Source organism: Leptothoe sp. EHU-05/26/07-4, from assembly GCF_043421015.1.
In the GTDB taxonomy this organism is placed as follows: domain Bacteria; phylum Cyanobacteriota; class Cyanobacteriia; order Phormidesmidales; family Phormidesmidaceae; genus Leptothoe; species Leptothoe turfae.
On record NZ_JAXSQV010000003.1, the window covers coordinates 873303 to 899080 of the forward strand.

Below are 25778 nucleotides of genomic sequence, written 5' to 3' on the forward strand. Positions count from 1 at the left end.
AAAGAAACTACCTATTTTTATGCCCCTGAACCCTCCACCATTGGGAAGCTTTGAGGTTTATTTCTCCTAGCATTTAGAAAAATCTAGTATGCCTAGTTGGAATATCAGGGTTATGTCTGATTGGGGGCTTTTAGCCGGTATAGTCTTTTCAAGAAAACGCCTTGACTAAGAGAAGTTGCATCGAAATTGCTTGACGGTTATTGATTTAAGACCTGAAGAGCGTGCTGTTTGCGAATACCAACATCTATTACTTGTTAGATCTATGTTGGCATTAATGTGATGCTTGATTTGTCAGCGTTGTTTTTTGGCTACGGTTTTTATTTTTTTGCTTTTATCAGTGCATTTGTTGTTGTTGTTGTTAGTGTCCCCATTGTTAGGACATTAGCAATTCGTTGCAGCCATGTGGATTTGCCCGACGATCGCAAGGTTCATCAAGTTCCAATGGTACGTTTGGGAGGGATTGGTATTTTTCTGGGTACACTGGCAGCCGCCATCTGTCTCTGGCGATTAGGTGGCTTTAGCTATTTATTGCCGATGGCCCAACGAGAAATAGCAATTATTTTACTGGGGGGCAGTGGCTATTTTCTATTGGGCTTTTGTGACGACTTAAAAGGACTTTCGCCTAAGTTTCGTTTAGTCTGTCAGTTAGCGATCGCAGCCCTAGTGTGGCAAAACGGCATTCGCATTGACTTTTTTAATGTGCCAGGCATAGGTCTGGTACATCTAGGATTGTTAAGCTTGCCAATCACGTTGTTATGGATTGCAGGGATGGTGAATGCCATTAACTGGATTGATGGTTTAGATGGCTTAGCTTCGGGGGTGAGCGCCATTGCTGCCCTGATCACCGTGGGGATTTGTTTATTTATTGGCGAACCGTCGGTGGCGTTGTTGGCCATGTGTTTGGTGGGTAGCCTGTGTGGTTTTTTGGTCTATAACTTTAACCCGGCCTGTATTTTTATGGGTGATGGGGGATCTTATTTTATTGGGTTTATGTTGGCGGTGATTAGCGTGACCGGTCTGGTAAAAGGGGCAACTGCCGTTACAATTCCATTGATTGTATTAGCGGTGCCAATTTTTGATATGACACTGGTGATTATTTCACGGTTGCTGCGGCGTAAGTCTCCTTTTATTGCTGACAAAAGCCATTTACACCATCGGTTATTGAAGATTGGTTTTTCCCATCGTGGTGCTGTGTTATTTATCTATGCCCTCAGCCTCTGGATTGGTAGCTGGGCCTTTACCCTGGCTCCGATTCCCAATGGTATTTTGGCAATGGTGATTTCTACACCCATCCTTGGCATTGCTTCCTGGCGAGCCTGGCGAGTGGCGCAGGTTTCCTAGAAATGCAACTGTTATCAGGCTCCCAAACTCCCAGGCTTGGGTAGGGTGAATTCTTTTATTAAAAGATTGTTTATGTTCAAGCAGCTGCCCAAGTGGTTTCAGCTTGTTCAGGCCCCCAAACCCCCAACCTTGGGGGCTTGGATTCAGTCTCTCCTAATATTGGGAAAAGATGGTCTTCAGACGCTGTAGATCTTTACGATTACTGAGATCTTGCACCTGGCAAGGAAGCATTAACCCACCTTGGACTCAAAGTCGCAAGGCTAACTGGCTCAAAACCGCTCAAGCGGTTAAAGAATCCCTAAACGCTCTATATTTAGAGCTGCCTAGCCAATCTTGTCCCTTTAGTGGACAGCCCTCAATTAGTTGGGTTTTGAACCTAACGTGGGTTTGAGCTTCACAACCGACCTTCGTGCAAGATCTGAGATTACCTACTTACTAATTTTTGGCAACAGTTTTGTTTCACTGCTCTATCTTTTACTAATGCTAACGCTTTATGGTTCCTGGAAAACTATACCCACCTACTCAAGCAGTTTCCTTTGACGACCAATCTGACGTTCAGTCGACGCAGCAAACTGTTAAACTTGTTACTCAATTTTTTGCCCCTGACTATGCTGCCACGGGTCAGCTGCTGGATGAGCTAGTGAGGCAGTTAGCAAAGCAAGGCATGCCAGTGGAGGTGTTTACGGGCCAGCCGGGCTATGCCTATGGTAAGGCCGAGGCTCCCCGCAGGGAGAAAGCTCACAATTTAGATATACATCGTTCGCGGATGACGCAGCTGTGGTCTAATCGGTTGCGGGGTAAGGCGCTGAATGGTTTGTTGTTTGTAATTCGTGCTTTTTTGCATTTGTTGCACCATGGTTGGCAAAAGGATAGGGTGCTGTTGCTGACAACGGCTCCGCCATTTTTGCCGGTGGTGGGGTATTTGATTAGTCTGTTGTTTAATACACCCTATGTGGTGATTTTGTATGACCTGTATCCAGACATTGCGGTGGAGCTGGGTGTGGTGGATTATCATCATCCGGTGGCTAAGCTGTGGCGTTGGGTAAATCAGCGGGTATGGCGACGGGCAAAGGCCTTAATTGTGTTGAGCCCTTCGATGAAGGATCGGGTGGTGGATCATTGTCCGGATATTGCGGACCGGGTGGAGGTGATCCATAGCTGGGCAGACCCAGATTTGATTAAGCCGATGGAAAAGAAGGATAATTGGTTTGCCCGTAAGCATGGCTTAGTGGATACGTTTACGGTGCTATATTCGGGGAATATGGGCCGCTGCCATGATATTAAGACAATTTTTGAGGCGGCAAAACTGTTACGGAATGAGCCGATTAAGTTTGTATGTATTGGGGGCGGGGCAAAGCGTGAGAAGCTGATTGAGGATGTAAAGGCGGAGGGTTTGGAGGAGAACTTTTTGTTTTTGCCATATCAGGATAAGAAGGATCTTCCGTATTCGATGACGGCCTGTGATGTGTCGTTGGTTAGTGTAAGTGAGGGGATGGAGAGTTTGGTGGCTCCGAGTAAGTTATATCCTGCGTTGGCGGCAGGGAGACCAATTGCGGTGATTTGTCCGGAGGGAACTTATTTGAAGGAGTTAGTTAAGGCGGGTGGTTGCGGTTCCGCTTTTAGGAATGGGGACAGCGAGGAGGTGGCGAGATTTATTGAAGCCTTAGCGGCAGATCTAGCGCTGGTTTATAAAATGGGGCAGAGAGGACGGGCAGAGATGGAGAAGCGGTTTACACTAGATACTATTGGTCAGCAGTACTATAAGTTGATGGAGCATTTTAGGTAAACTCTCTCAACTGGTTTAACCGAAGAAGCTTGACTTTTTAGAGAGAAAAGCAAGGTGTAATTGAACTAATTCAGACTTCTAATTTCTTTTTTGCAAGCATGAAAATATTCTTTTAGTTTTTAGTTAACGTGATAGCTTAGCTAAAAAAGGACTAATAGCTAACAGGCTTCTAATCATAAGGAAAATCATGACTCAAACTATATCTAACCTAACAACCAAAATTATCTCTGGGCAAAAACGTAAAACAAGATTGCATGATGAAAAGGGAAATTTGATTAGTTTATCAAAACTCCTAAAGCACGGACCTTTGTCCCTAGTCTCAGGTATTCTGAGACTTACTATTGATTATCGTCCTGAATTACCATGGATTTCTTATGAAGCTATCGGAGTATTAAGAGAGTTTCTTTCAAAAGAATCACGTGTACTAGAATTTGGCTCCGGCATGTCAACCATTTGGTATGCAAAATATGCAGGTGAAGTTTGTTCAGTCGAGGATTACAGGACTTGGTATGACAAGGTAAGCAAAGTTCTCGAAAAGAAGCAGTTAGATAATGTTAACTATCACTTTGCTGAAAACCATCAGGAGTATAAGACTTTCATGGCTAGTGATTCTGATGGCTTTGATCTTATTATGATTGATGGCAAGGTTAGATGTGAATGCGTCAAAAATGCAATTAAGCTTCTCCGATCAGGTGGCATATTGTATCTCGACAATTCGGATAAATATTCTTCTGTAGGGATTGGTGACATACGCCTCGCAGAGAAATATGCACTTGAGTTTGCTCATAAAGTAGGTGCTAAGATCACATATTTTACTGATCTTGCACCTACTCAGTTTTTTGTTCAACAAGGCTTGATGATAAAAGTACCTTAGAAAGCCTACGCAGAGCCTACTTGCACTGTTTTTATTTGGAGATTTTAGTGTTCTTGTGAGGATAAGGGATTGAATCTACTGGGAGTATACAACCATCAAGTCTTTCTAGAAAATTAGTTTCGAATTCTCTAGTTATTTGAAAGAAATGATTTAGGAAACCTCATATGAACTCTGTTCGTAGCAGAATTATAAATGGGATTAAAGCTAATTTACTCGGTCAAGGTTCAAGCATTGTCATCCAAATTCTTAGTGTTCCACTTTTTATAACTTACTGGGGAGCCGAAGTATACGGAATATGGGTTACACTCAATGCAATTCCAAGTTATTTAGCCATTAGCGATCTGGGCTTTGGAGCAGCAGCAGCTAATGCGATGGCAATGGAATTAGCTCAGGGTAATAGAAATAAAGCAGTTGAAATTTTTCAGACTGTTTGGGCATTTTCTACTTTAGTTTCGGTGTTAATTGCTCTATTAAGCACCTATATAATCTTTAGTTTTCCGATACAAAATTGGCTTAACGTTACACTAAATTTGTATGGGTTTAAGTTTACAGCTTTATTATTAACGCTTTATTCAATAAGCGTTTTACAAGGTAACGTTATTCATGCTGGTTTCAAGGCTACTGGTTATTATCCTCTGGGAACCACCATTTTAAACATAACTCGGTTGATTGAATGGTTGTTGGCCACGCTAATTGTTGTTTTTGGCGCAAATATCTTCGGCTCAGCATTAGCACTGCTATTTTCAAGAATCATTGGTGTTATATATCTTTATTTGCAACTTAGAAAAACAAATTCATGGCTACCAATCGGTTTTTCAAAATTTAGTCAAAGTGTTCTAAAAAAATTAACTGTCCCGGCTTTAACTTTTCTCGGCTTACCCCTTGGCAATGCAATTAATAATCAAGGCATATTACTGGTAATTGCTAATTATATTGGACCGACAGCCGTTGCAAGCTTTGCAACATTAAGAACGCTATGTCGATTTTCATTTCAGTTTATGAATGCGATCCGATTCTCCACTTGGCCAGAAATATCTAGGGCTTATGGTGAAGGGAACCTTCAATTAGCTCGTAAATTACATAGACGTTGTTGTAGCATATCTTTTTGGAGTGTCATAGTTTTAGTCAGTATTTTAGGTTTGTTGGGTGAGAAAATATTTGATTTTTGGACTAAAGGTGCTTTGATATTCGACAGAAATGTTTTTCTAATAATGCTTTTGCTGATGATAACAAACACTTTGTGGTTTAGCAGTTCTGTTATTCATACGGCGACTAATAAACATGCGAAGCTAACATCAACGTATATAGTCCTTATCTCTTTTTCTGTTGGAGTAGCATCATTGTTGATCTCTGAATATGGAGTAATTTCTGCTGCGTCTTCTCTGTTATTGGTTGATGTTGTAATGGTGGTTTATGTCTTTTATGGTTCAGCAAAAATCTTGAATGAAAAGTTGGTTTCGATGTTAGTAAGCATATTTAAAATTCCATCATTTAAAAAAGTTTAGATAGACAATCAAATAAGTTCATAAAGAAAATATTGAATATATCTCTTTGAAAAGTATTAATGATTAATTGTGTTATAAAAATAGTTTTAAATATTATTTAATGTAAATCTTTATACGTATCTATACCTTGAATTAATGATGACTAAAAATAAAATGATGTATCGTCAAATTGATAAATTTATTTTTCCTAAAAGAGTTGCCCTTGCCAATATATTTGGTCCTCCAATATTAGTGTGGACTATGACTAAGGTCGGCACAACTTCAATTGCCAGGTCGCTACAAACTAAATTAGGGAAATATAGAGTTTTTGGTGAACATACTCTTAATCTTCCAGATTGGCCCAGATCAGTGACACTTTATAACGAATTTATCATTAAGAAAAAGCCAATTAAAATTATTACGGCAGTGCGTGATCCAATTAGCCAATCAGTATCAAATTTTTTCCATAGGTATAGCATTTATACAGGAGATAATGTGATTAGCCCTCAACTCACTGTTGAGGAGACGATGAATAAATTTCTATCGACGGAGTTTGATTTTTCTTGGGAAACTTGGTTTGAGAAGAATCTAGAGCGATATCTAGATATCGATGTTTATAATTATCCTTTCTCTGTAAAAAAAGGTTATGTAACTATTGAAAAAGGGAATGCAGAGGTTCTTTTAATTAAAAGTGAGATAGAAAATTCTTTAAAAGAGAAAGCAATAAAAGAATTCTTGAATATTGATGATTTTAGAATAAAAAATAAAAATTTAGGTGATTCTAAAGCATATTCTAAGACATATAAGCGCTTTAAGAAAGAAGCTAAATTTCCAAACGAGTACTTGGATTATATTAATAAATCTAAATACTTAAATCATTTTTATTCTAGCATTGAAAGAGATGCAATCTTTCAGAAATGGTCTGCTGATTACCTTATTAAAGGTTGAATATAGTTATTGTAAATGTAATATTTAAGTTAGAGGGTAACAGATTGCTAATTATATTAATCATACTTTCTCTCTTAATTTACTCTAGAGCATTTATTTCTAGAAGTGCATTTTTACATGCTCCCAACTTAGTTTCTAGTGCTTATATCTTCTTTCTAGTACCTCAGATGTTTGCCTTTGAAAGTCTAGATTTAGAGCGAACAGTATTAAATCCAGATGCTTACTACTGGACATTGGTATACGCAATTATATGCCTGTTAGCATCCTACTTGGGTTGGAGATCAGGGTGTATTAAGTTCTTTTTTAGATTCCTATGTAAGTTTAGCGATGAGATACATGGAAAAGCCTTGTTTTTTACAATGATATTTCTAAGTCTTATTTCTAATTTTGCAGCATTTAAATTTGAACAACTTAAATCTTCGTTTGAGTATGAAAGTGGGCAGCAATTAACTGGGATAGGTACAAAAATTCTCTTCGTAGCCAGAATAGTTTATATTCCATATGCATATTTTTTGTCTCAGTTCATTGAGAAAAAGAGTTTTAATAATTTATTACTATTGCTAGCAACAATTTTTCTGACTTTACAACGGGTGATTACTGGGGGTAGACGGAGTCCACTGGCTCTTATTTTACTTCCAGTAATTTGTATGCTTTTCTTTAGAAAAAAAATCACATTAAATAGATCATTGATAGTTTTTATTCTAATAGCTCCTATTATTTTGATTCCAGCATTAGCTGTTTCGCGGTTTGATTTTTGGAACAGCTTATTCAGTGGTCAAATAAGTATTGAATTCCTTCAAAAAACTGTAGTCGAATCTTTTACAGATGATTATCCATATGATTTTTCAAATGCTGTAAATATAATTTCTTTGACAACTGATCACCTCTATTTTGGTCTAGGTTCTGGTTTTTGGAATGATTTGGTTTTTAACTTTATTCCTGGCCAGTTTTTGGGCGAAGATTTTAAAGATCTTCTCTACATCAATATATCTCCTGTTAGTTATTTGAAGAATTTTGAACTGAATCAATACTTTAGCTATAAGCTCGGCACAACACAAACGGGCTTAGGGAATACGTTTGCTGAGTTTGGCTTCTTAGGAAGTATTTGTTTCTTCTTCCAATCTAAAATAATGCGAACACTTTGGGAGGCTGCCAAGAGGGGCAAAGAAGTTGCTATGATTGCTTATTGCTTTATGACGACTTCTATCTTCTTAAGTATTACCCATGGTTTCTACTTATTTATAAATTATGCTTTTCTATTTACAATTACTTTCTGCTTTAGTCAAATATTCAAGTCTAAGTTGCTTCATAAGCTAATCTAAAAAATATCTATTTTCTATCAATTGATTAGCTTAAACGCATGTTGTTTGAATTAGAATAGTCCTTGAAAATGAATATTGTTGGCCTCAGTTCTACAACTAACCCCTATATTCAAGCAAGGTGGTCTGCATTCTCAGAAAATAATTCTGATTATGTCCTATCTCATATTGAGTTTGGACGAGTTTCTAGTGTCTATGATTGGAAACCTACTGAAACTAAAGTTCCATATACCCGAGAAATTCTCTCCGATGGTCCTTCTCAATACCAATCCATTCCTCAACTATTCAAGCTTATTCGATCACTGATTGAACGGTTAAACCGAATCCAGCCTGACGCTTTAGTGCTTAATGGCTATCAACAGCCTACAACCCTGGCAGCCCTAGCCTGGACGAAACTCCACAGAAAGCCAGCCATTCTACTTTCTGAAAGTAAAGAAGATGATGCACCCAGGAAATGGTTAACAGAAACTATCAAAAAAGCCCTTATAAGTAATTATCAATCAGCATTAGTTGGTGGGAAAAAGCATAAAGACTATCTTGTCAAACTAGGTCTGAAAGAGGATGCTATTTTCTTGGGGTATAACATTATTGGCAATCAAGACTATCATCCAAATAAGCTTGCCCATTTGTCCCATCCATCAAAGCTTCAGAAACCCTATTTCTTAGCGATTAATCGGTTTATTACTAAAAAAAATATCCCAACAATCATTAAAGCTTATGCAGAATATCGGCAGAAGCAACCATCTGAACCTTGGGATTTAGTGTTATGTGGTGATGGAGAGTTGCGACCACAAATAGAATCCCAAATTCAGTCCTTACATTTAGAGTCATCCATACATCTAACTGGTTTTCTTCAGCCGAAGGAGCTTTTACCTTATTTTGCCTATGCCAGTTGTTTTATACATGCAAGTATTCAAGAACAGTGGGGCTTAGTGGTAAATGAGGCGATGGCAGCTGGTTTGCCAGCTATTGTTTCTAATCTTTGCGGCTGTTTTGATGAACTAGTTATAGAAGGAAAGACAGGCTTCGGGTTTGATCCAACGAAACCATCAGAATTAGCTAATTTCATGTTTAAAGTTAGTTCTCCTGATTTTGATATAAACAGCATGAAAGAATCGGCATTAGAACATATTGCTAAGTTTGGACCAAACTTATTCGCAAATGGCCTCCATAAGGCTATTCAATATGCTTTAGTCCAAAAGGCTTAATTTCTATGATTTACCGGTTTTTAGCAAAAGTCTTTAAAGCAATCGAGATGGTTGCTTTCTTTCTAAGAGCTTACAGCTATTTTTTATTCCCTAGATTTTTTTTTAGGGAGTTAGGTCAACGTTGTCAATTCAAAGGATTTCCACGTTTTGGCTATGCATTTCGTGATATTCGTTTAGGCGATGCTTGCACTTTAGGCAAAGGAATATTCTTAAATTGTGGACCAGATAGTGCTATTAGAATTGGCTCAAATGTTGGCTTAAATGACTATACATATCTTTCCTCCTTATATGGCATAGTGATTGGAGATAATACTAGAATTGGTGAATTTGTCTCTATTCGAGATAACGATCATACGTTCTCTAACTCAAATCTCCTCATATACTCACAAGGCTTTACAGGTGCTGCTATCAAAATAGGAGATGATGTTTGGATTGGCCGAGGAGTTTACATTGGCAAGGGTGTTCAAATAGGGAATGGTGCTGTTATTGGAGCTAACAGTGTAGTTACTAAAAATATTCCATCTTACGCAGTTGCTGTTGGAACTCCTGCTAAGGTCATTAAATACAGAGACAAAGAAACTACATCCACTAAATGATCAATGACTTATATGTGTTCATTCTGTTTCTGTATTACTTGAGCTATGAAACTTTTGGTAGTAGTTCCCTCATTGGGATCTGTTTATGGTGGGCCATCTAAGAGCGTTATAGAACTTGCTCAAGCATTGGGTAAGTCTGGTATTGACGTTGATTTGGTAAGCACTAACGCTAACGGAAAAGATGTTATTGCTGAACCTACCAAAACCTGGATTCAAAAAGATAATTATCGTGTGCAAGTTTTTCCATGCAAAACCATTGGTGACTATAAATTAAGCTTCTCAATAACCCAATGGCTGTTTCAAAATGTCAAAAATTACGATTTGGTTCAGACTAACGCTATCTTCTCTGTTCCTAACCTCCCCGCCTACCTAGCATGTCGTTGGAATAACATCCCCTATGTTGTCATACCCCGAGGAATGCTAGAACCATGGGCTTTATCTTATAAAGCTGGCAAAAAGAAAATTTATTATAACCTTTTCGAAAAGCCTGCTCTTCAGCGAGCTAGTGCTCTACAAATGTTAGCTTCCACTGAAGCACAACAAATTCAGCCACTCAATTTACAATCTCCCCTTGTAATCGCGCCAAACGGCATTCATCGTAAAGATTTTGAGACCTTACCAACACCTCAAAAGTTCTATGAACGGTTTCCAGAAACAAGAGATAAAAAGTTAATTCTCTTTTTAGGTCGAATCGATCCTAAGAAAGGGCTTGATCTCTTGGCAAAAGCATTTGGCAAAATCAAACCCCAATTTCCAAATGCACACCTCGCAATTGCAGGACCCGACAATATTGGCTTTTTACCAACTGCTCAGAAATATTTTAAAGACAACCACTGCTTAGATTCAGTTACCTTTACCGGAATTCTAACCGGGCAAACGAAATATTCAGCTTTAGCAGCAGCAGATTACTACATTGCCCCATCCTACTCAGAAGGATTTAGCATGTCTGTCTTAGAAGGTATGGCAGCTGGATTGCCTTGCATTATCACAACAGGTTGTAATTTTCCTGAAGCTGCAAAAGCTAATGCTGCCCATGTTGTTGAAATCAATGCAGAAGCTATTGCCGATGCGCTATTCGCCTGTTTGAGCGATCCTGACAGTGCTACTGAGATGGGACAAAGAGCAAGACAATTTATCTTCCAACATTATACTTGGGACCAAATCGCCAAGAACTTACATGGGGTGTATCAGAATATTCTCGACAAACAACCTATAGTTGAATATGCTACTTAAGCAAATTACCCCGGTTATTCTTACCTATAACGAAGAACCCAATATCGAACGTACTCTAAAAAAACTTGATTGGGCCGAACGTATTGTTGTTATCGATAGCATTAGCACAGATGCAACACTAGATATTCTTGTAAAATATCCAAAAGTAGATATTTTCAAGCGTAAATTTGATAGCTATGCACCCCAGTGGAACTATGGCTTAGACCAAGTAGAAACCGATTGGATCCTCTCTTTAGACTCAGATTATGTGCTACCTGATGAACTAATAGCCGAGATAGCTGAATTGAACCCTGAAGACAGCATAGACGGTTATTTCGCTCGGTTCAAATATTGCGTATTCGGTAAGCCTTTGCGGGGAACAATTTTACCTCCTCGCCAGATTCTTTCACGAAAGGGCCGTAGCTCATATATTAATGATGGACATACCCAACTGTTACAGGTCGTAGGTGACTCAGGCCATCTTAAAAATTATATCCATCATGATGATCGTAAAGCTCTCAGCCGCTGGCTGTGGGCACAAGATCGATACATGCTAATTGAAGTAGACAAATTGCTTAATACACCCAATAACGAGTTGAGTTTAGGTGATCGTATTCGCAAACGAAAAGTTTTAGCTCCATTGATTATTCTGCTTTACTGTCTCATTCTCAGGGGCGGTATTCTTGATGGCTGGTATGGTTGTTACTATGCGTTTCAACGCACGTTTGCTGAAATATTACTCTCTTTGCGTCTTATAGAAAAAGAGTTCAGATAGTGGCAGGATTTTATTGAAGCCTTGGAATGATTTTTATTCCACTTATTTTAGGAGGAAAATTTATTGTGTTGCGTAAACTAGCTGAACAATTAAGTCGTGAGAAAACTTTTATTCGGAGATTGCCCTCGAAGTTTTCGAAGACTCCTTTATTTGTTAGTCCTGATGCTCAATTGAAGTATCTTAAGCTGGGGGCTGAAGCTTTTGATAAGGAACTTCTTGATATAGCATTAGAATGTGTCAATAAAGACGATGTTGTTTGGGATATCGGGGCTAACGTAGGTGTATTCACCTTTGCTGCTGCTAGTATTATTGGTACAAAAGGCCATGTTCTATCTGTTGAACCAGATATATGGTTAGCAAACTTAATTCAAAGATCCACCAGGCTTCGAGAGAATCAGAATTTGTCTGTAGATGTATTGCCAGTAGCTGTTGCTGAAAACTGTGGTATTGAAACCTTTTTAGTCGCCACTCGTGGAAGAGCTTCAAATGTTTTAGCTAAAGCAGGTGGGCGTTCTCAAATGGGTGGATATCGTGAGCGAAATTTTGTTCCTACTTTTAGCTTGGATGATCTGCTAAAAATTTCTGAAAAACCTAATTTTGTCAAGATTGACGTTGAAGGAGCCGAAGTAAATGTTCTTAAAGGCTCTAGAAAAATATTGTCTGAATCTCGGCCTATAATTTACTGCGAAGTTGGGACAGAATATAGAGCAGAAATTACAGAGATATTTCATTCTTTCCAATATAAAGTCTTTGATGGAAACTTGCCTAAAGTCTCAAGATTTGACAATGAAAAATGTGCTTTCAATACTTTGGCTTATCCTACTGAATCCTTAGAAATGAATGGCTCTAACCTACCTCGAATCTCAGATCCACGTACTTGATAAGAATTTCTATTCTGATAGCATTTAATCGTGGATTCTACTCTCATTGTCTCATTTTCAAAGTTAATATTCTTGATAATTAGTACAGTTGGTGTCATGCATTTCAACAAATGTTTGCTGAGCTACTACTATCACTACGGTTAATTGAAAAAGAAGCATAAGCAAAGAACAAACAATTGCCTGATCGAAGAAGATCGTTTGCTTAGTCAATTCCAACACCACAGTGGCAACTAACTAACCGTCTGGATTAAAGTACAGTAGTGTTAATCTACTGTTGCAGTATTCAGAACCATGGTTAAGCTTTGGCAACAGTGGCTAGTTCGCGGCGCGATCGCACTTACAACCACCAGCATTCTGATCATCCTATGGATCAACCCCAGGTTTGGTAGTTGCAGCCTGTCAATTCAGCCAGCCTAATACTCGACGACATGTGAAGCCACTAACTCTTCCTCAGCCAGATCTAGAAACTGAGAAACATCATCCCACTAAAAGTCCTCTCAGAGCTTCGTCTTCCGAAGGTTATGAGAGCCATATTCCTCATAGAGAGGATTTAATTGGTAGTCGCAGCAATGAAGTACTTGATACAGACTTATAATATGTGTGTGTACAGGTTGGATTACCACTGTGGCCAAAGATACTTTTCATGACGTTGTCAGGACTGCACTCCTAAAAGAACAGTGGACAATCACCCACGATCCCCTCGAATTAAAAGTGGGTGGTGTTGATATGGCAATTGTGCAATGGATAAACTAAGCCACTATCAAACAATTATTCAGGACTTGTTATTAGAACACGCTAAAACAAGACCCGCCTATGGAGATATCGAAGTAGACGTCTCCTTCGACACAGAGCGTCATCATTACCAAATCTGGCACACAGGCTGGTTACAAAAACGCTGGGTCCACCACTGCCCCATGCACTTTATCATCCGTAACAACAAAATCTGGTTACTTGCCAACTCCACTGAACACGATTTAGCCCAAGAACTCGTCGACAAAGGCGTACCTAAACAAGACATTGTCCTCGGCTTTCACCCTAGCTACATGCGTGAATTGTCAGACTACGCTGTAAGCTGACTGTTATCTTCTAACTCTAAAAACTGGCGACGTAGATGGGTGGATGGGTAGATGGGATAGTTGCCATATTTCTGCCAGTCGGTACTAGTTCGCAGCGTGATCGCACTTACACCCACCAGCCTTCTGAATCATCCTATGGATCAACCCCAGGCTTGGTAATTGCAGCCTGTCAATTCAGCCAGCCTGTTACTCGACAACAGTAGCACCCAAATTCTTTTGGAGAAACACCTAATCACTATTCCCCAAATACCTTCTCACCTGTTCAACAAACTCAACAGCAGCTTCTAACGCCTGCGTTGCCAATTCCTCAGTCACAACCACGGCGGCTTCATAATCGCCCAGCTGACGTAGACCATAGGTCCTTTTCAAATTTTGAGCCATACTGACAGGTAAATCACCTGGCTGGACAAAACTTTGACTAAACTGTTGAAGAACGCCTTTATGAGTGCGACTTTCTATATCCCTGGTAGTCAGTAAAGCCTGTGTAGCATAGTACATTGCATAGTATGCACGGGATATACAAGCACGGTAGTATGTATTCTGTAACAGAAGCTGTGAAGCCACTAACTCTTCCTCAGCCAGATCTAGAAACTGAGAAGCATCACTCATATAACAATGCCATCCTGGCGAATATTTCTCAATAATGGAGAATCACGATACAAGAAATCATAGATTGATATAGGAAGTACCGAAATCAACTCACCATATTTTAATAACAGCTCGATTTCAGCATCACCCAGCTGCCAAATCTCATCACCCGTAGAAACATCAATACCATTAAGAACGATCAAGACATCTACATCAGAATCTTGCGTTTCCTCATGACGGGCAAAAGAACCAAAAAGCACTAAATTTGCTAAGCGCTGTCCGTAAAATTTTTTGAGCAATTGCTTGAACTCGCCCAAGAGTTGCTTGATTTTTGGATTAAGGAAATCAACTTCCTCAATGGTGGGAAGGTCGTCTAACTTAAAACCTGGAGTCAAGCCCGTATGCTGATAATCTGGAACGACCATAATTCCAGCCTAGTTACAGTTTAGATAGTATAAGGATAGAGACTGGAATTGAATTTTCGATGCCGAAATACGCACTCTCCATAATCGCCAGCATACTAGATTACACGGTTACTTAGACAAAGCAGCCCATACACTGCATTTTAGCTTTCAGCAGTTGATCAGAAGCCACTAACACACTGTCTGGGTTAAAGTACATTTGTGTACATCGACTGTTGCGGTATTCGGAGTCATGGTTAAGTTTCGGCAACAGTGGATATTTTATGGCGCGATCGCACTCACAATCACCAGCCTTCTAATCATCCTAGCCATCAAAGCCAGGCTAATAGTTTCAGCTCATCAATCCCCTGACCCCGAAGCCATTTTAGTCCTCGGCGGCGGCAATACCCGAGAGCCCGCCGCCGCCCAACTAGCCACCCAAAACCCACAACTAGCAGTGTGGGTATCCAGCGGCTTAGACCCCACCCAAGCCCATAAAATTTTCTCAGCCCAAAACGTCGCCCTAACGCGAGTCAACCTGGACTATAGCGCCACCGATACCGTCACCAACTTCACCACACTGGTAGCCCAACTCCAGGCCCACAACATCCGCCACATCTATTTAGTCACCTCAGACTTCCATATGCCCCGCTCCAAAGCCATCGCCTTTTGGGTCCTCGGCAGTCGCGGCATTGCCTACACCCCAATTTCTGTTCCCTCCAACACACCGTCCGAGTCTCAGCATAAAATTGTGAGAGACATCGCCCGCAGTTGGCTATGGCTAGTCACCGGTCGCACTGGCTCTAGTCTGGATCCTGACCCTCCCTCTAGACCATCTAAAAAATCACAGCCTAATGCTTAGAACACATTGTTGATTCCATCAGCATTGCCTCTTTTGCAGCGACCACCTTTTGGCGATAACATAATTGCGGCACGGCCTTCCTCTGTGGGCTTTTCTAATTCGTACCAGCATCCATGTCGACTATAATTAAGAGTAAATAAGTCTAAATAAGCTGAAGACTGCCAACAATGCCTGCTAAAGATTTATATCATCAAGTCGTTTAAAAGCTCCTCATCAATGCAGGCTGGACAATCACCCACGACCCTTATCAGCTTAAATGGGCAAAACGTACTCTGTCAGTAGATTTAGGTGCAGAAGAACTTTTAGCAGCCCAACAAGCGAGTCGTAAAATCGCTGTCGAAATCAAAAGCTTTATTAGAGAATCAAGAGTAGCCGATTTACAGCAAGCGTTAGGGCAATTCATCTTATATGATGACATTCTGAAACAAGTTGAACCAGACAGAACCCTATATTTGGCAATGCCATTAGTCGCCTATAAAGAACTTTTCGAAGAAGACCAATTTGCCAAAATTCTCTTAGACAACGACCGGTTCAAGCTAATTATTTTTGACCCACAAAATCAGGAGATTGTGCAATGGATTCCCTAGAGCGTTATAAGCAAATAGTTATGGATTTGCTCAATGACTATGCAAACATTCCCATAGCCAATGAAATCGACATTCATAACAAGGTTCTCTTCGATAACACACACAACCGCTACATACTTTTGTCTCTAGGCTGGTCAAAAGGACAGCGCATACATCATATAGTCATGCACATTGACATTATTGATGGCCAAGTCTGGATTCAAGCCAACAACACAGATCGCCTCATAGCAGAAGAATTAGTAGAAATAGGTATTCCTGCCAAAGACATCGTTTTCGGTTTACAGTCACCAGAAGTTCGACCACATACAGGATATGGCGATAGCCATGCAAGCCAGCAACATACTCCTCTCAGCGCTTAACCCCAGAAATACCATAGCGTATTAGGTACTGGGTGAGGTGGTTTAGAATTTTACGCAGTGTGCCAAAATTCTAAAAGGAGAGGGTATCCCATTTGCTTTTAGACAAAAGAGCCATAGTCAAAACCATGAGCTTAATTTTTACAAGCCCTTATTTCGGTAAGTCATCCTAAAATAAGAAGCGATAGTTCCTAAGGAAAATGTGATGGTTGCTGCCTCAATTAAGCTAGCAGAGCTGCATATTACCTGGAACCCCTTACCAGAGGACTTCAATCTGGACGAAAAACCTTTAGAAAGTACTAGTCAACCACTGCTTGCAGGGGGGCATTACGCGAACCCCTAGAACTCAGTAGCTGGATTCAACCAGAAATGCTGATAGCATCTAATTTTGGCCTGTGTGCCACGATGAACGAAAACCTGGTAATTAAAGCCCCCGCCTGGCTCTATGTTGCCCGAGTGAATTAACCCGGACAGACACGCAAAGCCTATACACCTAATTTAGACGGTGAGGCACCAGCCGTGGTGATGGAATTTCTCTCAGATGAAGATGGCAAAGAATATTCATCTAAGCAAACATTTCCACCCGGCAAGTGGTTCTTTTATGAACAGATTTTAAAGGTACCTACCTATGTGATTTTTGAACCAGAAGGTGGACTTCTAGAAGTTTATCATCTGACCAATGGACGCTATGAACTAGAACAACCTAACCCAGAAGGTCAACATTGGTTAGAAGCCATGGGGTTCTTTTTAGGAACCTGGCGCGGCAAAAAAGAAGAAAGAGATGGCTATTGGCTACGGTGGTGGGATGCCAATGGACAGTTACTTCCCTGGGCCGTAGAAAAAGTAGCGGCAGTTACCCAGGAAGCTGACCAGGAACGGCAACGAGCTGAACAAGAGCACCAACGGGCTGAGCGATTGGCTGAAATGTTGCGATCTCAAGGAATTAATCCAAATACTGTGTGATTCAGGATTTACAACAATGGACGTGTGAACTACTAGAATTATGTATTACAGTTCAACAGGGTTTGAACAAATCCCCGATACTGCATCAATATTTCTGTAGAACAATAATCTCTTTCTTGCAAAATTGAGAGAAAGCTGTTCATGGCCTTCTCTCGAACTATAGAGCAGCCGTTAATCAACCCTGGACTTTGATTAATTTGCTCAAGGGAACCAAGTATCGTTAGATGTTCTATAGAGGGACTATTTATCTGCATGTCCCTAATAGTGCAGCAAAAACATCGCTACTTAGACAGCATTAACGATTGTATGCATATCAACTAATATAGTTAAGCCATTATACCTATTGCTCGCCCTAGGTAGTTTTCGTATCTGCGATTAGCGTTTGCCATGAGTTTATATAGCACCTTCACTTCAGAATCAGTTTCAGAAGGCCACCCCGATAAAATGGCCGACCAAATTTCCGATGCCGTTTTAGATGCCCTATTAAGAGATGACATCCACTCCCGTGTTGCCGTGGAAACCATGGTAAAAACCGGTATGGCCATCATCGCAGGTGAAGTTCGCACCAGCACCTATGTTGATCTTGAAGATATCGTCCGTGATGTCATTATCGGCATCGGCTATAACAGTTCAGACTTAGGTTTTGATGGAGCTTCCTGCGCCGTTGTCAATGCTATCGGTAAGCAATCTACTGATATTGCCATGGGCGTCGACGAAGGCGAAAACAAAGATCTTGGTGCAGGCGACCAAGGTCTAATGTTTGGCTATGCCACCAGTGAAACTGATGTGCTGATGCCCGCCCCTATTTACTACTCCCACCGGCTAGTAGAACGCCAGGCCTATCTACGCAAAAATAAGGTGCTGCCCTGGCTTCGCCCTGATGCTAAGAGCCAGGTCACCCTGCGCTACGAAAACCGTAGGCCTGTTGCTGTTGATGCCGTAGTTCTTTCTACCCAGCATGATCCGGACATTTCCCTGGGCGATATCCGTGAAGCCGTCATGGAGGAAATCATCAAGCCTGTGCTGCCCCATCAATGGTTACATGCTGAAACGCAGTACCATATTAACCCCACCGGACAATTCATCATTGGTGGCCCTGTCGGTGACTGTGGCCTCACCGGTCGTAAAATTATTGTTGACACCTACGGCGGCATGGCCCGTCATGGTGGAGGCGCATTCTCCGGTAAGGATCCCTCTAAGGTAGACCGCTCAGCGGCCTATGCCGGTCGCTATGTGGCCAAAAATATTGTTGCAGCTGGTTTGGCAGAACTGTGCGAAATCCAGGTTTCCTATGCCATTGGTGTCGCTGAACCCACGTCTATTTCAGTCAATACCTTTGGCACTGGCAAGCTGGAGGATGACAAAATTGCCATGCTCATTCGCGAGCATTTTGACCTGCGCCCCCAGGGTCTGATCGATATGCTCGACCTCCGTCGACCGATCTATGGACCAACGGCTGCCTATGGCCACTTTGGCCGTGAACTGCCTGACTTTACCTGGGAAAAAACCGATAAGGCTGATTTGCTAAAAGCCGCACTTTAGGTAAGCTTGCTTTTCCTGAAATGCGAGCCTGGCATAGGCTGTCCTTTGCTGCTCAAGGTTACCGAATAGATCACTCGGAAAGTTGAGCCCACTCAGCGAGAAGCCGCTTTGGCGTCTACATTCAAAATCCGTCTCCCTAGGGAGACGGATTTTGAGGGAATCCCCAGTATGCCTAATTAGGCGAATGCAAATAGTTCCATAAAAGGGGGCCTGAACAACCGTTAGCCACTTTGACAGTCGCTTAATCATAGAAATAGCTTCTGCAAAAGAATCAGGCCCCCTCCAAAAGGAGAATATCTGCTTTAAGCCAGCATTTGGAAAGTAGAATGCCTAGAACATCCTCTAACGGCATAATGAATAGGTTGGTCAGATAAACTTGTCACTCACCATAAGGAAGCCCATGAGCGCACAAACACTTACAAGAGACTACAAAGTAGCTGATATTAGTCTGGCCAGTTGGGGCCGCAAAGAAATTGCGATCGCAGAAGGCGAAATGCCAGCTCTGATGGCTATTCGCAAAAAATATAGCGACAGCAAGCCCCTGTCAGGCGCTAAGATCATCGGCTGTATTCACATGACCATTCAAACAGCCGTGCTCATCGAGACCTTGATTGAATTGGGTGCCGAGGTGCGCTGGTCATCTTGCAATATTTTCTCTACCCAGGACCATGCCGCCGCTGCCATTGCTGAAGCGGGTGTTCCCGTCTTCGCGTGGAAAGGTGAAACCGAAGACGAATATATGTGGTGCATTGAGCAGACCTGCCGGACCCCTGAAGGTCAGCTGTGGAATGCCAACATGATTTTGGACGACGGCGGTGACCTGACCGGTTACATCCACGAGACCTATCCTGAAATGCTCACCAATGTCCACGGTGTGACCGAGGAAACCACGACAGGTGTTCACCGTCTCTATGAAATGTTAGAGAAGGGCGAACTCAAGATTCCTGCTGTCAATGTCAATGACTCTGTCACTAAAGCTAAAAACGACAATAAGTATGGCTGTCGCCACAGTCTAAACGACGCGATTAAGCGCGGTACTGACCACCTGATGGCTGGTAAAAAGGCCCTGGTGATTGGTTATGGCGATGTGGGTAAGGGGTCAGTGGCCTCTCTGCGTCAAGAAGGCATGATTGTTAAGGTGGCGGAAGTTGACCCCATCTGCGCTATGCAGGCCTGCATGGATGGCTTTGAAGTTGTGTCACCCTACAATAACGGTGTCAACGATGGCACAGGCGCTAACCTCAACAAAGATTTGCTAGCAGCCACTGATTTGTTGGTCACCGCAACGGGAAATGTCAATGTGTGTGACGCTAGCATGCTGGCAGCGTTAAAGCCCGGCGCAGTGGTTTGCAACATCGGTCACTTTGACAACGAGATTGACACTGCTTACATGCGTAAAACCTGGCAGTGGGAAGAAGTAAAGCCCCAGGTACATAAGATTTATCGTAGCGATGACCCCCAAGACTTTTTGCTCTTGTTGGCAGAGGGTCGCTTGGTGAATCTGGGTAATGCCACTGGCCACCCCTCTCGCATTATGGATGGTTCCTTTGCTAACCAGGTGCTGGCTCAAATGTTCTTGTTTGAGCGCAAGTTTGCTGATCTGTCCGATGCAGATAAGGCCAATGCCATTACGGTAGATGTCTTACCTAAGCACCTGGATGAAGAAGTTGCTCGCTACATGGTTGAAGGCTTTGGCGGTGTGATTACTCAGCTGACTCAAACCCAGGCTGACTACATCAATGTGTCTGTAGAAGGTCCCTTCAAGACCGATAGCTACAAGTACTAAGGTTGAATACGGTCCAGGTTGTGAGATCTGGTCTGGTTTAATCTGACCATGCTTCAAACCCAGTTAGCCTTTTATGCTAAAGGCTAACTGGGTTTTTAACTTTCTTGTTGTTCGTGGTGATATCACGGCAACACCAACACCAACGGAAATGAGATTTATCAGATTATCGCTATGGGGATACGTGAATAGTGAAAGATGAGTGGGGTATATTCAGCACGGGTGAAAAACACCCATATTCCAATCAATTTCTTTTCATTAGAACGCCAGTCTGGTTATAAAAATGTTCTGAAGTTTAGTCATAAGCGTGAAGGGTGAATAAAGTAACTGGGTGCCGTTTCCTTGGCGTTGATTAAAGTTATTTAAGCTGCTAAGGATACACTTAGAACGATAGACACTTTAGACACTTTTATTTTTTTTCGCATACTTAACCATTATGGAAACTAACGCCAAGATTTACGTCGCTGGCCATAATGGCCTTGTGGGTAGTGCTATTGTCCGTGCTCTCAAAGATCGGGGCTATACAAATTTATTGCTTAAGAGTAGTAAGGAGCTGGATCTTTGCCGACAGGCTGATGTTGAAGCTTTTTTTGAAGCGACTAAACCAGATTATGTCTTTCTGGCGGCGGCGAAGGTCGGTGGTATCCATGCGAATAACACCTATCGTGCCTCGTTTCTCTACGATAACCTGATGATTGAGGCCAATGTTATCCATAGTGCCTATAAAACGGGTGTCAAAAAGCTATTATTCCTGGGCTCTTCCTGTATTTATCCCAAGCTAGCGCCCCAGCCCATGCGCGAAGAGTCTCTGCTCACGGGTTTTCTGGAGCCCACCAATGAGCCCTATGCGATCGCAAAAATTGCCGGTCTCAAGCTGTGTGAAAACTACTGCCGTCAGTACGGCGTCAACTTTATCTCCGCCATGCCCACTAACCTGTATGGCATCAACGATAATTTTGACCTGGCCAACTCCCATGTCCTACCGGCCCTGATGCGCAAGTTCCATGAAGCCAAGCTCGCCAACCAACCCACGGCAGATGTGTGGGGCAGCGGTAACCCCCTACGGGAATTTCTCTATGTGGATGATCTGGCCGATGGCCTATTATTCATGATGGACAAGTATGAGGGCATTGAGTTTGTCAACATCGGTAGCAGCAAGGAAATTTCCATTAAAGAGCTGGCCCTAACCATCAAGGATGTAGTGGGCTACGGCGGCGAAATTGTCTTTGACAGCAGCAAACCCGATGGCACGCCCCGTAAGCTCATGGACCCCTCTAAGCTTACTGACCTGGGCTGGCAGGCCCAAACCTCTCTACAGGAGGGCATTGCCAAAACCTACGACTGGTTCCAGCTGCACTATGAATCCCTACGGGGCGTAGGCGCATAGGCAAGGGCGCTACAGCTGATATGGTATCTACTTGTCAGACGCTGACAGATTGACTACCATCGTGGCTCAGCAACGCCACAAATCACTATGGTGCAGCGCCTAGCGCATCGCTATCACATCGATAAACCTATGGGTCAAGGCGGCTTTGGTACAGTCTTCTTGGCCCACGATGAGCAATTGCCCGGCCATCCTATCTGTGTGGTTAAACAGCTCAATCCCATCCACACGGATGCCCTTGAGGTTGCTAAGCGGCTATTTAACCTGGAGGCTGAAACCCTTTATCGGCTGGGGGAACATCCCCAGATACCAAGATTACTCGCCCACATAGAAGAAGCGGGCGAACTTTACCTGGTACAAGAATATATTCCAGGGCAGTCCCTGGCGGACGAATTTGCCCTTGGCCCCATGGCGGTGGAGCAGGTGATCCAGGATCTGCAAGGCCTGCTGACGGTATTGGCTGCCGTCCATAGCCAGCGGGTCATTCACCGCGATATTAAACCTAGCAATATTTTGCGACGGCAGGAGCCGGATCAACCCGCAGGTCCGCTAGTGCTGATTGACTTTGGTGCGGTCAAAGCACTGCAAGCATCACCCAACCCAGACTTGTCCGTTGCCATTGGTTCTTTGGGCTATATGGCTCCAGAGCAGCAAGCGGCCCATCCTTGCTTTGGCAGTGATCTATATGGCCTGGGGATGGTGATGCTCCAGGCGCTATCCGGACGGCATCCTATGGGCTTTGGCACCCCTGCCACCTGTGCCCGTGTGGGGGTCAGTGTCCCCCAGGAGCTGGCCCAGTTTATCGACCGGTTGGTGCATTTGGACCATCGTGAACGGTATGGGACTGCGGGGGAAGCGCTACAGGTGTTTCAAACGCTATTTGATGGGCTAGAAACATCGGAGGTAGCGTCTGGGTCTGGGCCGACAGTGTTGCCGACAAGCCCTTTGCCAGGAAAGGAGGCATTAGCAGGCACGTTGGGTTTCTTAGGGGCAACCCAACCTACGTCGCTTTCTCATTGTTCGGTGGAGGGCACGTCTAACTTCGCTCTCGCCAATTCGTACTCCCAACAAACCCATCGGAATCGTCAGGCTCTACTCAATAAGGTGCGCCGTTTCTGGATCGAAGGTGTTCTGGATCGCTCTCTCCACGGTCAAGTTTTGTTGAATTTAGGGTTAGAAGAACGACCCGATGCGATCTCACTTCCCTGGCAAATTACCTACGCTACTCCCGGCCAGTCGCCCCAACCGTTGCCAGCAGGTACCCAGGTCAGCCATGTTTTTGATGCCATTGGCGAAGGTCGCACTCTCTTAATTTTGGGTGAACCAGGAGCTGGCAAAACCACCACACTGCTGAGTTTGGCCCGCAAATTGCTCGATCGGGCTGAAGAGCAACAGCGGTTACCGGTGATCTTCAATCTCTCGTCATGGCGCAGTGGCGCAATTGCTCCATGGCTGGTTAAAGAACTCAACAGCAAATATCAGGTACCTCAGGCCATTGGTCGACGCTGGGTAGATCAACAACAGTTGTTATTGCTGTTAGATGGCCTGGATGAAGTGGCACCTGACCGTCGCACCGCCTGTATCGAGGCTTTAAACCAATTCCATCGAGACTATGGTCCTGAAATGGTGGTTTGTTGTCGCATTCGTGACTATGAGCAACTACCCCAAAAGCTTGAATTTCAGGCTGCTCTTTACCTGCGCCCCCTCACCGATGAACAGATTTTAGCGTATCTAAATCGTCCTGAGCAGGGGTTAACTGGCTTAAAATCTCTTTTAGAACAAAATGCCGCTGTTCAAGATGCCACAACCTCTCTGATGGAGTTGGCCCGTTCGCCACTGATTTTGAATATTATGGTGCTCACCTATCAGGGAGTATCGTCTGACGAGATTTTGCGATTGGGCCATAAGCCGCACCATGGAGATTATCAACATCAGTTGTTTGATGCCTACATTCAGCGGATGTTGACCCATCGCCCTGGGCACCCTCTCTACAGCACGGCCCAAATCCAGGGCTGGTTAACGTCTCTGGCACAGCAATTGGTGCTCACATCCCAAACTGTTCTTCTAATTGAACGGATTCAACCCGATTGGCTGGCCCCAAAGCTGAGACGTTGTTATGTGGCTGGACTGTGGTGTAGCTTTTTTGCGATCGCCACTCTCCTGGGTGCTCAGGTGCTCGCTTGGGACAGACTACTGTTGGCCGTTGGCTTAGGTAGCCTGATTTGTAGCCGCATCTTTGGTGTTTATCGCATCACCCCTGCTGAGACATTGCGCTGGTCCTGGCGACAAGCTCGCAATAACTTATTGCTGGGGCTGAGTTTAGGCCCCTTAATTGGCTGGAGTCTCAAAGTGGGCTTCGGGTTTATATTTGGCGATAGCGCTTGCCTTCGTAATGGCACCTGTTTCGCCAACCATAGCTTGATCGGTCTGGCTTTTGGGGCCACCCTGGGTCTCACATTTGGCCTGATTCGTGGCTTCAGCGGCAAACGCATCGGCAATACCAGTCGTCCCAATGATGGCATTTGGCAATCAGCCCGCAATTCCACCTTATTTGCCCTGATATCCATGGTTACGCTGTACGTACCTGGAGTTCTAATTGGCAATACCAAAGCCTCATTTTGGGCTGCGACCGGTTTGGCTTTTGGCTTTGCCGCGGGTGGTGGTGAAGCCCTGATCAAACACACCCTGCTCCGAATAATTCTAACCCTGAGTGGCACGACTCCCTGGAACTACCGTAAGTTCCTGGATTACGCTGCTGATAGCATTTTTCTCCAAAAAGTGGGGGGTGGGTATATATTTATGCATCGACTCTTGCTTGAGCATTTTGCCTCTTTTGGAGAAGAGAATACCTAGTTGTCTGCGACCTCAAGGGAACTCAAAACTCTGAACTGTCAAAAAAAGGTGAACTTTACCACCTTTCCTGAAAATCGAACAAAATACTGATATGGTGATAAAGTGTGTGATCTGATACAGTTTATCTTTTAATGTCCTATGTATACAACTGCATTTTTGATGATAGCTGCATTAATCATTGTTATTGTTGTTGTTGCTATTATTGGAGCTAAGTTTAGCTGAATATTTTAACTACAGGGATCAACACATTGTTGATGTACATTACATTGATGTTGTCTCTAATAAATATTCAAAATTTGGAATTTGAGACAATATTTTAATGTCGGAAGCACAGACATTCTGGACAAGGGCAATGCTACGCTCTCGTTGCTCACTAGGGGGTAATGCCTTCAGGATATTGACAACAATCTCTAATTTGGTGGCTGCCTCCTTCATGTGTTGCCGTATATTGGTCAGTAATTCTACCTGATTGCCACTAAGACCTTCACGGAATAGCTGAATCTCTTGTTGCAACTTTAACAATTGAGCTTGTGAAGCAGCCTGCTTTTGCAAACGACTTTTAATGGCAGTTAACACATCTGCACGGGTAAAGGGCTTGGTCAAATAATCATCTGCCCCCAGCACCATCCCCTGACGCACATCTCCTTTGTTTGCCAGGGCGGTCAGAAAAATAAAGGGAGTTGCTATGGTTTTAGGTTCCTGACGTAGGGCCCGTAGCACGTCATAGCCATCAAGTTCAGGCATCATGACATCACAGATAATTAAATCTGGCAAATGCTCAAAGGCTCCTAGTAAGCCAGTCATGCCATTGTCTGCTCCAACAACATTGTAGCCTTCTAATGTCAGTAATTCTAAAAGGTTTGAACGAATTTCTACTTCGTCTTCGATTACTAAAATTTTAATCATTACGTTTTCTCGGGTAGACCTAATATGTTCGACTGATGGATAGATAAATACAG

Annotated in this window: 25 protein-coding genes and 1 pseudogene; 22 read left to right on the forward strand and 4 right to left on the reverse strand. The window is 42.9% G+C overall.

The window, feature by feature from the left end; translation table 11 throughout:
* Positions 1 to 279: 279 nt before the first annotated feature.
* The 14 genes from U2F10_RS11570 to U2F10_RS11635 all read left to right on the forward strand — a co-directional run bounded on the left by U2F10_RS11570 (position 280) and on the right by U2F10_RS11635 (position 13500).
* Positions 280 to 1341 carry a glycosyltransferase family 4 protein gene (locus tag U2F10_RS11570; protein WP_499866682.1) on the forward strand — a complete coding sequence of 354 codons (1062 nt, stop codon included), beginning with the start codon at positions 280 to 282 and terminating at the stop codon, positions 1339 to 1341.
* 493 nt (positions 1342 to 1834) lie between these two features.
* The gene (locus tag U2F10_RS11575) at positions 1835 to 3127 is read left to right on the forward strand and encodes a glycosyltransferase family 4 protein (RefSeq protein WP_499872137.1); all 1293 of its coding nucleotides are present in this window, start codon (positions 1835 to 1837) and stop codon (positions 3125 to 3127) included.
* Positions 3128 to 3314: 187 nt separating this feature from the next.
* Positions 3315 to 4001 (forward strand): O-methyltransferase, encoded by a 687-nt coding sequence (locus U2F10_RS11580; protein ID WP_499872138.1) that lies wholly within the window; start codon positions 3315 to 3317, stop codon positions 3999 to 4001.
* 164 nt (positions 4002 to 4165) lie between these two features.
* Positions 4166 to 5506: an MATE family efflux transporter gene (locus U2F10_RS11585; protein WP_499872139.1), complete on the forward strand. Its 1341-nt coding sequence runs from the start codon at positions 4166 to 4168 to the stop codon at positions 5504 to 5506.
* Between the two features lie 135 nt (positions 5507 to 5641).
* The gene (locus U2F10_RS11590) at positions 5642 to 6433 is read left to right on the forward strand and encodes a putative capsular polysaccharide synthesis family protein (protein ID WP_499872141.1); all 792 of its coding nucleotides are present in this window, start codon (positions 5642 to 5644) and stop codon (positions 6431 to 6433) included.
* 44 nt (positions 6434 to 6477) lie between these two features.
* Positions 6478 to 7755, forward strand: coding sequence for an oligosaccharide repeat unit polymerase (locus U2F10_RS11595; protein ID WP_499872355.1), 1278 nt, complete (start codon positions 6478 to 6480; stop codon positions 7753 to 7755).
* A 68-nt stretch (positions 7756 to 7823) separates the two neighbouring features.
* A complete protein-coding gene (locus U2F10_RS11600) occupies positions 7824 to 8960 on the forward strand; it encodes a glycosyltransferase family 4 protein (protein WP_499872142.1) in 1137 nt (378 codons plus the stop codon).
* A gap of 5 nt (positions 8961 to 8965) precedes the next feature.
* Positions 8966 to 9556, forward strand: a complete 591-nt coding sequence (locus tag U2F10_RS11605) for an acyltransferase (RefSeq protein WP_499872144.1) — start codon at positions 8966 to 8968, stop codon at positions 9554 to 9556.
* A gap of 45 nt (positions 9557 to 9601) precedes the next feature.
* Positions 9602 to 10789: a glycosyltransferase gene (locus U2F10_RS11610; protein WP_499872146.1), complete on the forward strand. Its 1188-nt coding sequence runs from the start codon at positions 9602 to 9604 to the stop codon at positions 10787 to 10789.
* Positions 10779 to 11543, forward strand: a complete 765-nt coding sequence (locus U2F10_RS11615; protein WP_499872148.1) for a glycosyltransferase family 2 protein — start codon at positions 10779 to 10781, stop codon at positions 11541 to 11543. The genes U2F10_RS11610 and U2F10_RS11615 overlap by 11 nt, the downstream gene beginning before the upstream one ends.
* A 26-nt stretch (positions 11544 to 11569) precedes the next feature.
* Positions 11570 to 12424, forward strand: coding sequence for an FkbM family methyltransferase (locus U2F10_RS11620; protein WP_499872150.1), 855 nt, complete (start codon positions 11570 to 11572; stop codon positions 12422 to 12424).
* Between the two features lie 291 nt (positions 12425 to 12715).
* Positions 12716 to 12841: a hypothetical protein gene (locus tag U2F10_RS11625; RefSeq protein WP_284681995.1), complete on the forward strand. Its 126-nt coding sequence runs from the start codon at positions 12716 to 12718 to the stop codon at positions 12839 to 12841.
* Between the two features lie 207 nt (positions 12842 to 13048).
* On the forward strand, positions 13049 to 13177 hold the full coding sequence (locus tag U2F10_RS11630; protein WP_499872152.1) for an element excision factor XisH family protein: 129 nt from the start codon (positions 13049 to 13051) through the stop codon (positions 13175 to 13177).
* On the forward strand, positions 13165 to 13500 hold the full coding sequence (locus U2F10_RS11635; RefSeq protein ID WP_499872154.1) for a XisI protein: 336 nt from the start codon (positions 13165 to 13167) through the stop codon (positions 13498 to 13500). The genes U2F10_RS11630 and U2F10_RS11635 overlap by 13 nt, the downstream gene beginning before the upstream one ends.
* Here the strand turns inward: U2F10_RS11635 and U2F10_RS11640 are convergent.
* From U2F10_RS11640 to U2F10_RS11650, 3 genes are all read right to left on the reverse strand, one after another.
* Positions 13485 to 13616 carry a hypothetical protein gene (locus tag U2F10_RS11640; RefSeq protein ID WP_499872156.1) on the reverse strand — a complete coding sequence of 44 codons (132 nt, stop codon included), beginning with the start codon at positions 13614 to 13616 and terminating at the stop codon, positions 13485 to 13487. The genes U2F10_RS11635 and U2F10_RS11640 overlap by 16 nt on opposite strands.
* 112 nt (positions 13617 to 13728) lie before the next feature.
* Positions 13729 to 14109 carry a HEPN domain-containing protein gene (locus U2F10_RS11645; RefSeq protein ID WP_499872157.1) on the reverse strand — a complete coding sequence of 127 codons (381 nt, stop codon included), beginning with the start codon at positions 14107 to 14109 and terminating at the stop codon, positions 13729 to 13731.
* A complete protein-coding gene (locus tag U2F10_RS11650; protein WP_499872158.1) occupies positions 14106 to 14513 on the reverse strand; it encodes a nucleotidyltransferase family protein in 408 nt (135 codons plus the stop codon). Before U2F10_RS11650 ends, U2F10_RS11645 begins: the two co-directional genes overlap by 4 nt.
* A 229-nt stretch (positions 14514 to 14742) precedes the next feature.
* Between U2F10_RS11650 and U2F10_RS11655 the strand changes: the two genes are divergently transcribed.
* From U2F10_RS11655 to U2F10_RS11690, 8 genes and pseudogenes are all read left to right on the forward strand, one after another.
* Positions 14743 to 15351, forward strand: a complete 609-nt coding sequence (locus U2F10_RS11655; protein ID WP_499872160.1) for a YdcF family protein — start codon at positions 14743 to 14745, stop codon at positions 15349 to 15351.
* Positions 15352 to 15563: 212 nt separating this feature from the next.
* Positions 15564 to 15938 carry an element excision factor XisH family protein gene (locus U2F10_RS11660; RefSeq protein ID WP_499872356.1) on the forward strand — a complete coding sequence of 125 codons (375 nt, stop codon included), beginning with the start codon at positions 15564 to 15566 and terminating at the stop codon, positions 15936 to 15938.
* Positions 15926 to 16297, forward strand: a complete 372-nt coding sequence (locus U2F10_RS11665) for a XisI protein (RefSeq protein ID WP_499872161.1) — start codon at positions 15926 to 15928, stop codon at positions 16295 to 16297. The genes U2F10_RS11660 and U2F10_RS11665 overlap by 13 nt, the downstream gene beginning before the upstream one ends.
* 202 nt (positions 16298 to 16499) lie before the next feature.
* A pseudogene (locus U2F10_RS11670) lies at positions 16500 to 17257 on the forward strand (Uma2 family endonuclease).
* A gap of 387 nt (positions 17258 to 17644) precedes the next feature.
* Positions 17645 to 18799, forward strand: a complete 1155-nt coding sequence (gene metK, locus U2F10_RS11675) for a methionine adenosyltransferase (protein ID WP_499872162.1) — start codon at positions 17645 to 17647, stop codon at positions 18797 to 18799.
* A gap of 400 nt (positions 18800 to 19199) precedes the next feature.
* Entirely contained in the window at positions 19200 to 20585 is a 1386-nt protein-coding gene (gene ahcY, locus U2F10_RS11680) for an adenosylhomocysteinase (RefSeq protein WP_499872163.1), read from the forward strand.
* Positions 20586 to 21018: 433 nt separating this feature from the next.
* A complete protein-coding gene (gene fcl, locus U2F10_RS11685; protein ID WP_163668527.1) occupies positions 21019 to 21969 on the forward strand; it encodes a GDP-L-fucose synthase in 951 nt (316 codons plus the stop codon).
* 87 nt (positions 21970 to 22056) lie between these two features.
* Positions 22057 to 24819 (forward strand): protein kinase domain-containing protein, encoded by a 2763-nt coding sequence (locus U2F10_RS11690; RefSeq protein WP_499872164.1) that lies wholly within the window; start codon positions 22057 to 22059, stop codon positions 24817 to 24819.
* A 261-nt stretch (positions 24820 to 25080) separates the two neighbouring features.
* Here U2F10_RS11690 and U2F10_RS11695 read toward each other — a convergent pair whose 3' ends face one another.
* Positions 25081 to 25725, reverse strand: a complete 645-nt coding sequence (locus tag U2F10_RS11695) for a response regulator transcription factor (protein ID WP_163702684.1) — start codon at positions 25723 to 25725, stop codon at positions 25081 to 25083.
* Between the last annotated feature and the right edge of the window lie 53 nt (positions 25726 to 25778).

Bases quoted from the DNA above. Each gene is read 5' to 3' on its own strand.
- U2F10_RS11655 (WP_499872160.1), top strand. From the start codon at position 14,743: ATGGTTAAGTTTCGGCAACAGTGGATATTTTATGGCGCGATCGCACTC.
- U2F10_RS11585 (WP_499872139.1), top strand. From the start codon at position 4,166: ATGAACTCTGTTCGTAGCAGAATTATAAATGGGATTAAAGCTAATTTA.
- U2F10_RS11570 (WP_499866682.1), top strand. From the start codon at position 280: ATGCTTGATTTGTCAGCGTTGTTTTTTGGCTACGGTTTTTATTTTTTT.
- U2F10_RS11600 (WP_499872142.1), top strand. From the start codon at position 7,824: ATGAATATTGTTGGCCTCAGTTCTACAACTAACCCCTATATTCAAGCA.
- U2F10_RS11690 (WP_499872164.1), top strand. From the start codon at position 22,057: ATGGTGCAGCGCCTAGCGCATCGCTATCACATCGATAAACCTATGGGT.
- U2F10_RS11610 (WP_499872146.1), top strand. From the start codon at position 9,602: ATGAAACTTTTGGTAGTAGTTCCCTCATTGGGATCTGTTTATGGTGGG.
- U2F10_RS11625 (WP_284681995.1), top strand. From the start codon at position 12,716: ATGGTTAAGCTTTGGCAACAGTGGCTAGTTCGCGGCGCGATCGCACTT.
- fcl (WP_163668527.1), top strand. From the start codon at position 21,019: ATGGAAACTAACGCCAAGATTTACGTCGCTGGCCATAATGGCCTTGTG.
- U2F10_RS11635 (WP_499872154.1), top strand. From the start codon at position 13,165: ATGGATAAACTAAGCCACTATCAAACAATTATTCAGGACTTGTTATTA.
- U2F10_RS11580 (WP_499872138.1), top strand. From the start codon at position 3,315: ATGACTCAAACTATATCTAACCTAACAACCAAAATTATCTCTGGGCAA.
- U2F10_RS11605 (WP_499872144.1), top strand. From the start codon at position 8,966: ATGATTTACCGGTTTTTAGCAAAAGTCTTTAAAGCAATCGAGATGGTT.
- U2F10_RS11665 (WP_499872161.1), top strand. From the start codon at position 15,926: ATGGATTCCCTAGAGCGTTATAAGCAAATAGTTATGGATTTGCTCAAT.
- U2F10_RS11590 (WP_499872141.1), top strand. From the start codon at position 5,642: ATGATGACTAAAAATAAAATGATGTATCGTCAAATTGATAAATTTATT.
- U2F10_RS11645 (WP_499872157.1), bottom strand. From the start codon at position 14,109: ATGAGTGATGCTTCTCAGTTTCTAGATCTGGCTGAGGAAGAGTTAGTG.
- ahcY (WP_499872163.1), top strand. From the start codon at position 19,200: ATGAGCGCACAAACACTTACAAGAGACTACAAAGTAGCTGATATTAGT.
- U2F10_RS11620 (WP_499872150.1), top strand. From the start codon at position 11,570: ATGATTTTTATTCCACTTATTTTAGGAGGAAAATTTATTGTGTTGCGT.
- U2F10_RS11650 (WP_499872158.1), bottom strand. From the start codon at position 14,513: ATGGTCGTTCCAGATTATCAGCATACGGGCTTGACTCCAGGTTTTAAG.
- metK (WP_499872162.1), top strand. From the start codon at position 17,645: ATGAGTTTATATAGCACCTTCACTTCAGAATCAGTTTCAGAAGGCCAC.
- U2F10_RS11615 (WP_499872148.1), top strand. From the start codon at position 10,779: ATGCTACTTAAGCAAATTACCCCGGTTATTCTTACCTATAACGAAGAA.
- U2F10_RS11695 (WP_163702684.1), bottom strand. From the start codon at position 25,725: ATGATTAAAATTTTAGTAATCGAAGACGAAGTAGAAATTCGTTCAAAC.
- U2F10_RS11575 (WP_499872137.1), top strand. From the start codon at position 1,835: ATGGTTCCTGGAAAACTATACCCACCTACTCAAGCAGTTTCCTTTGAC.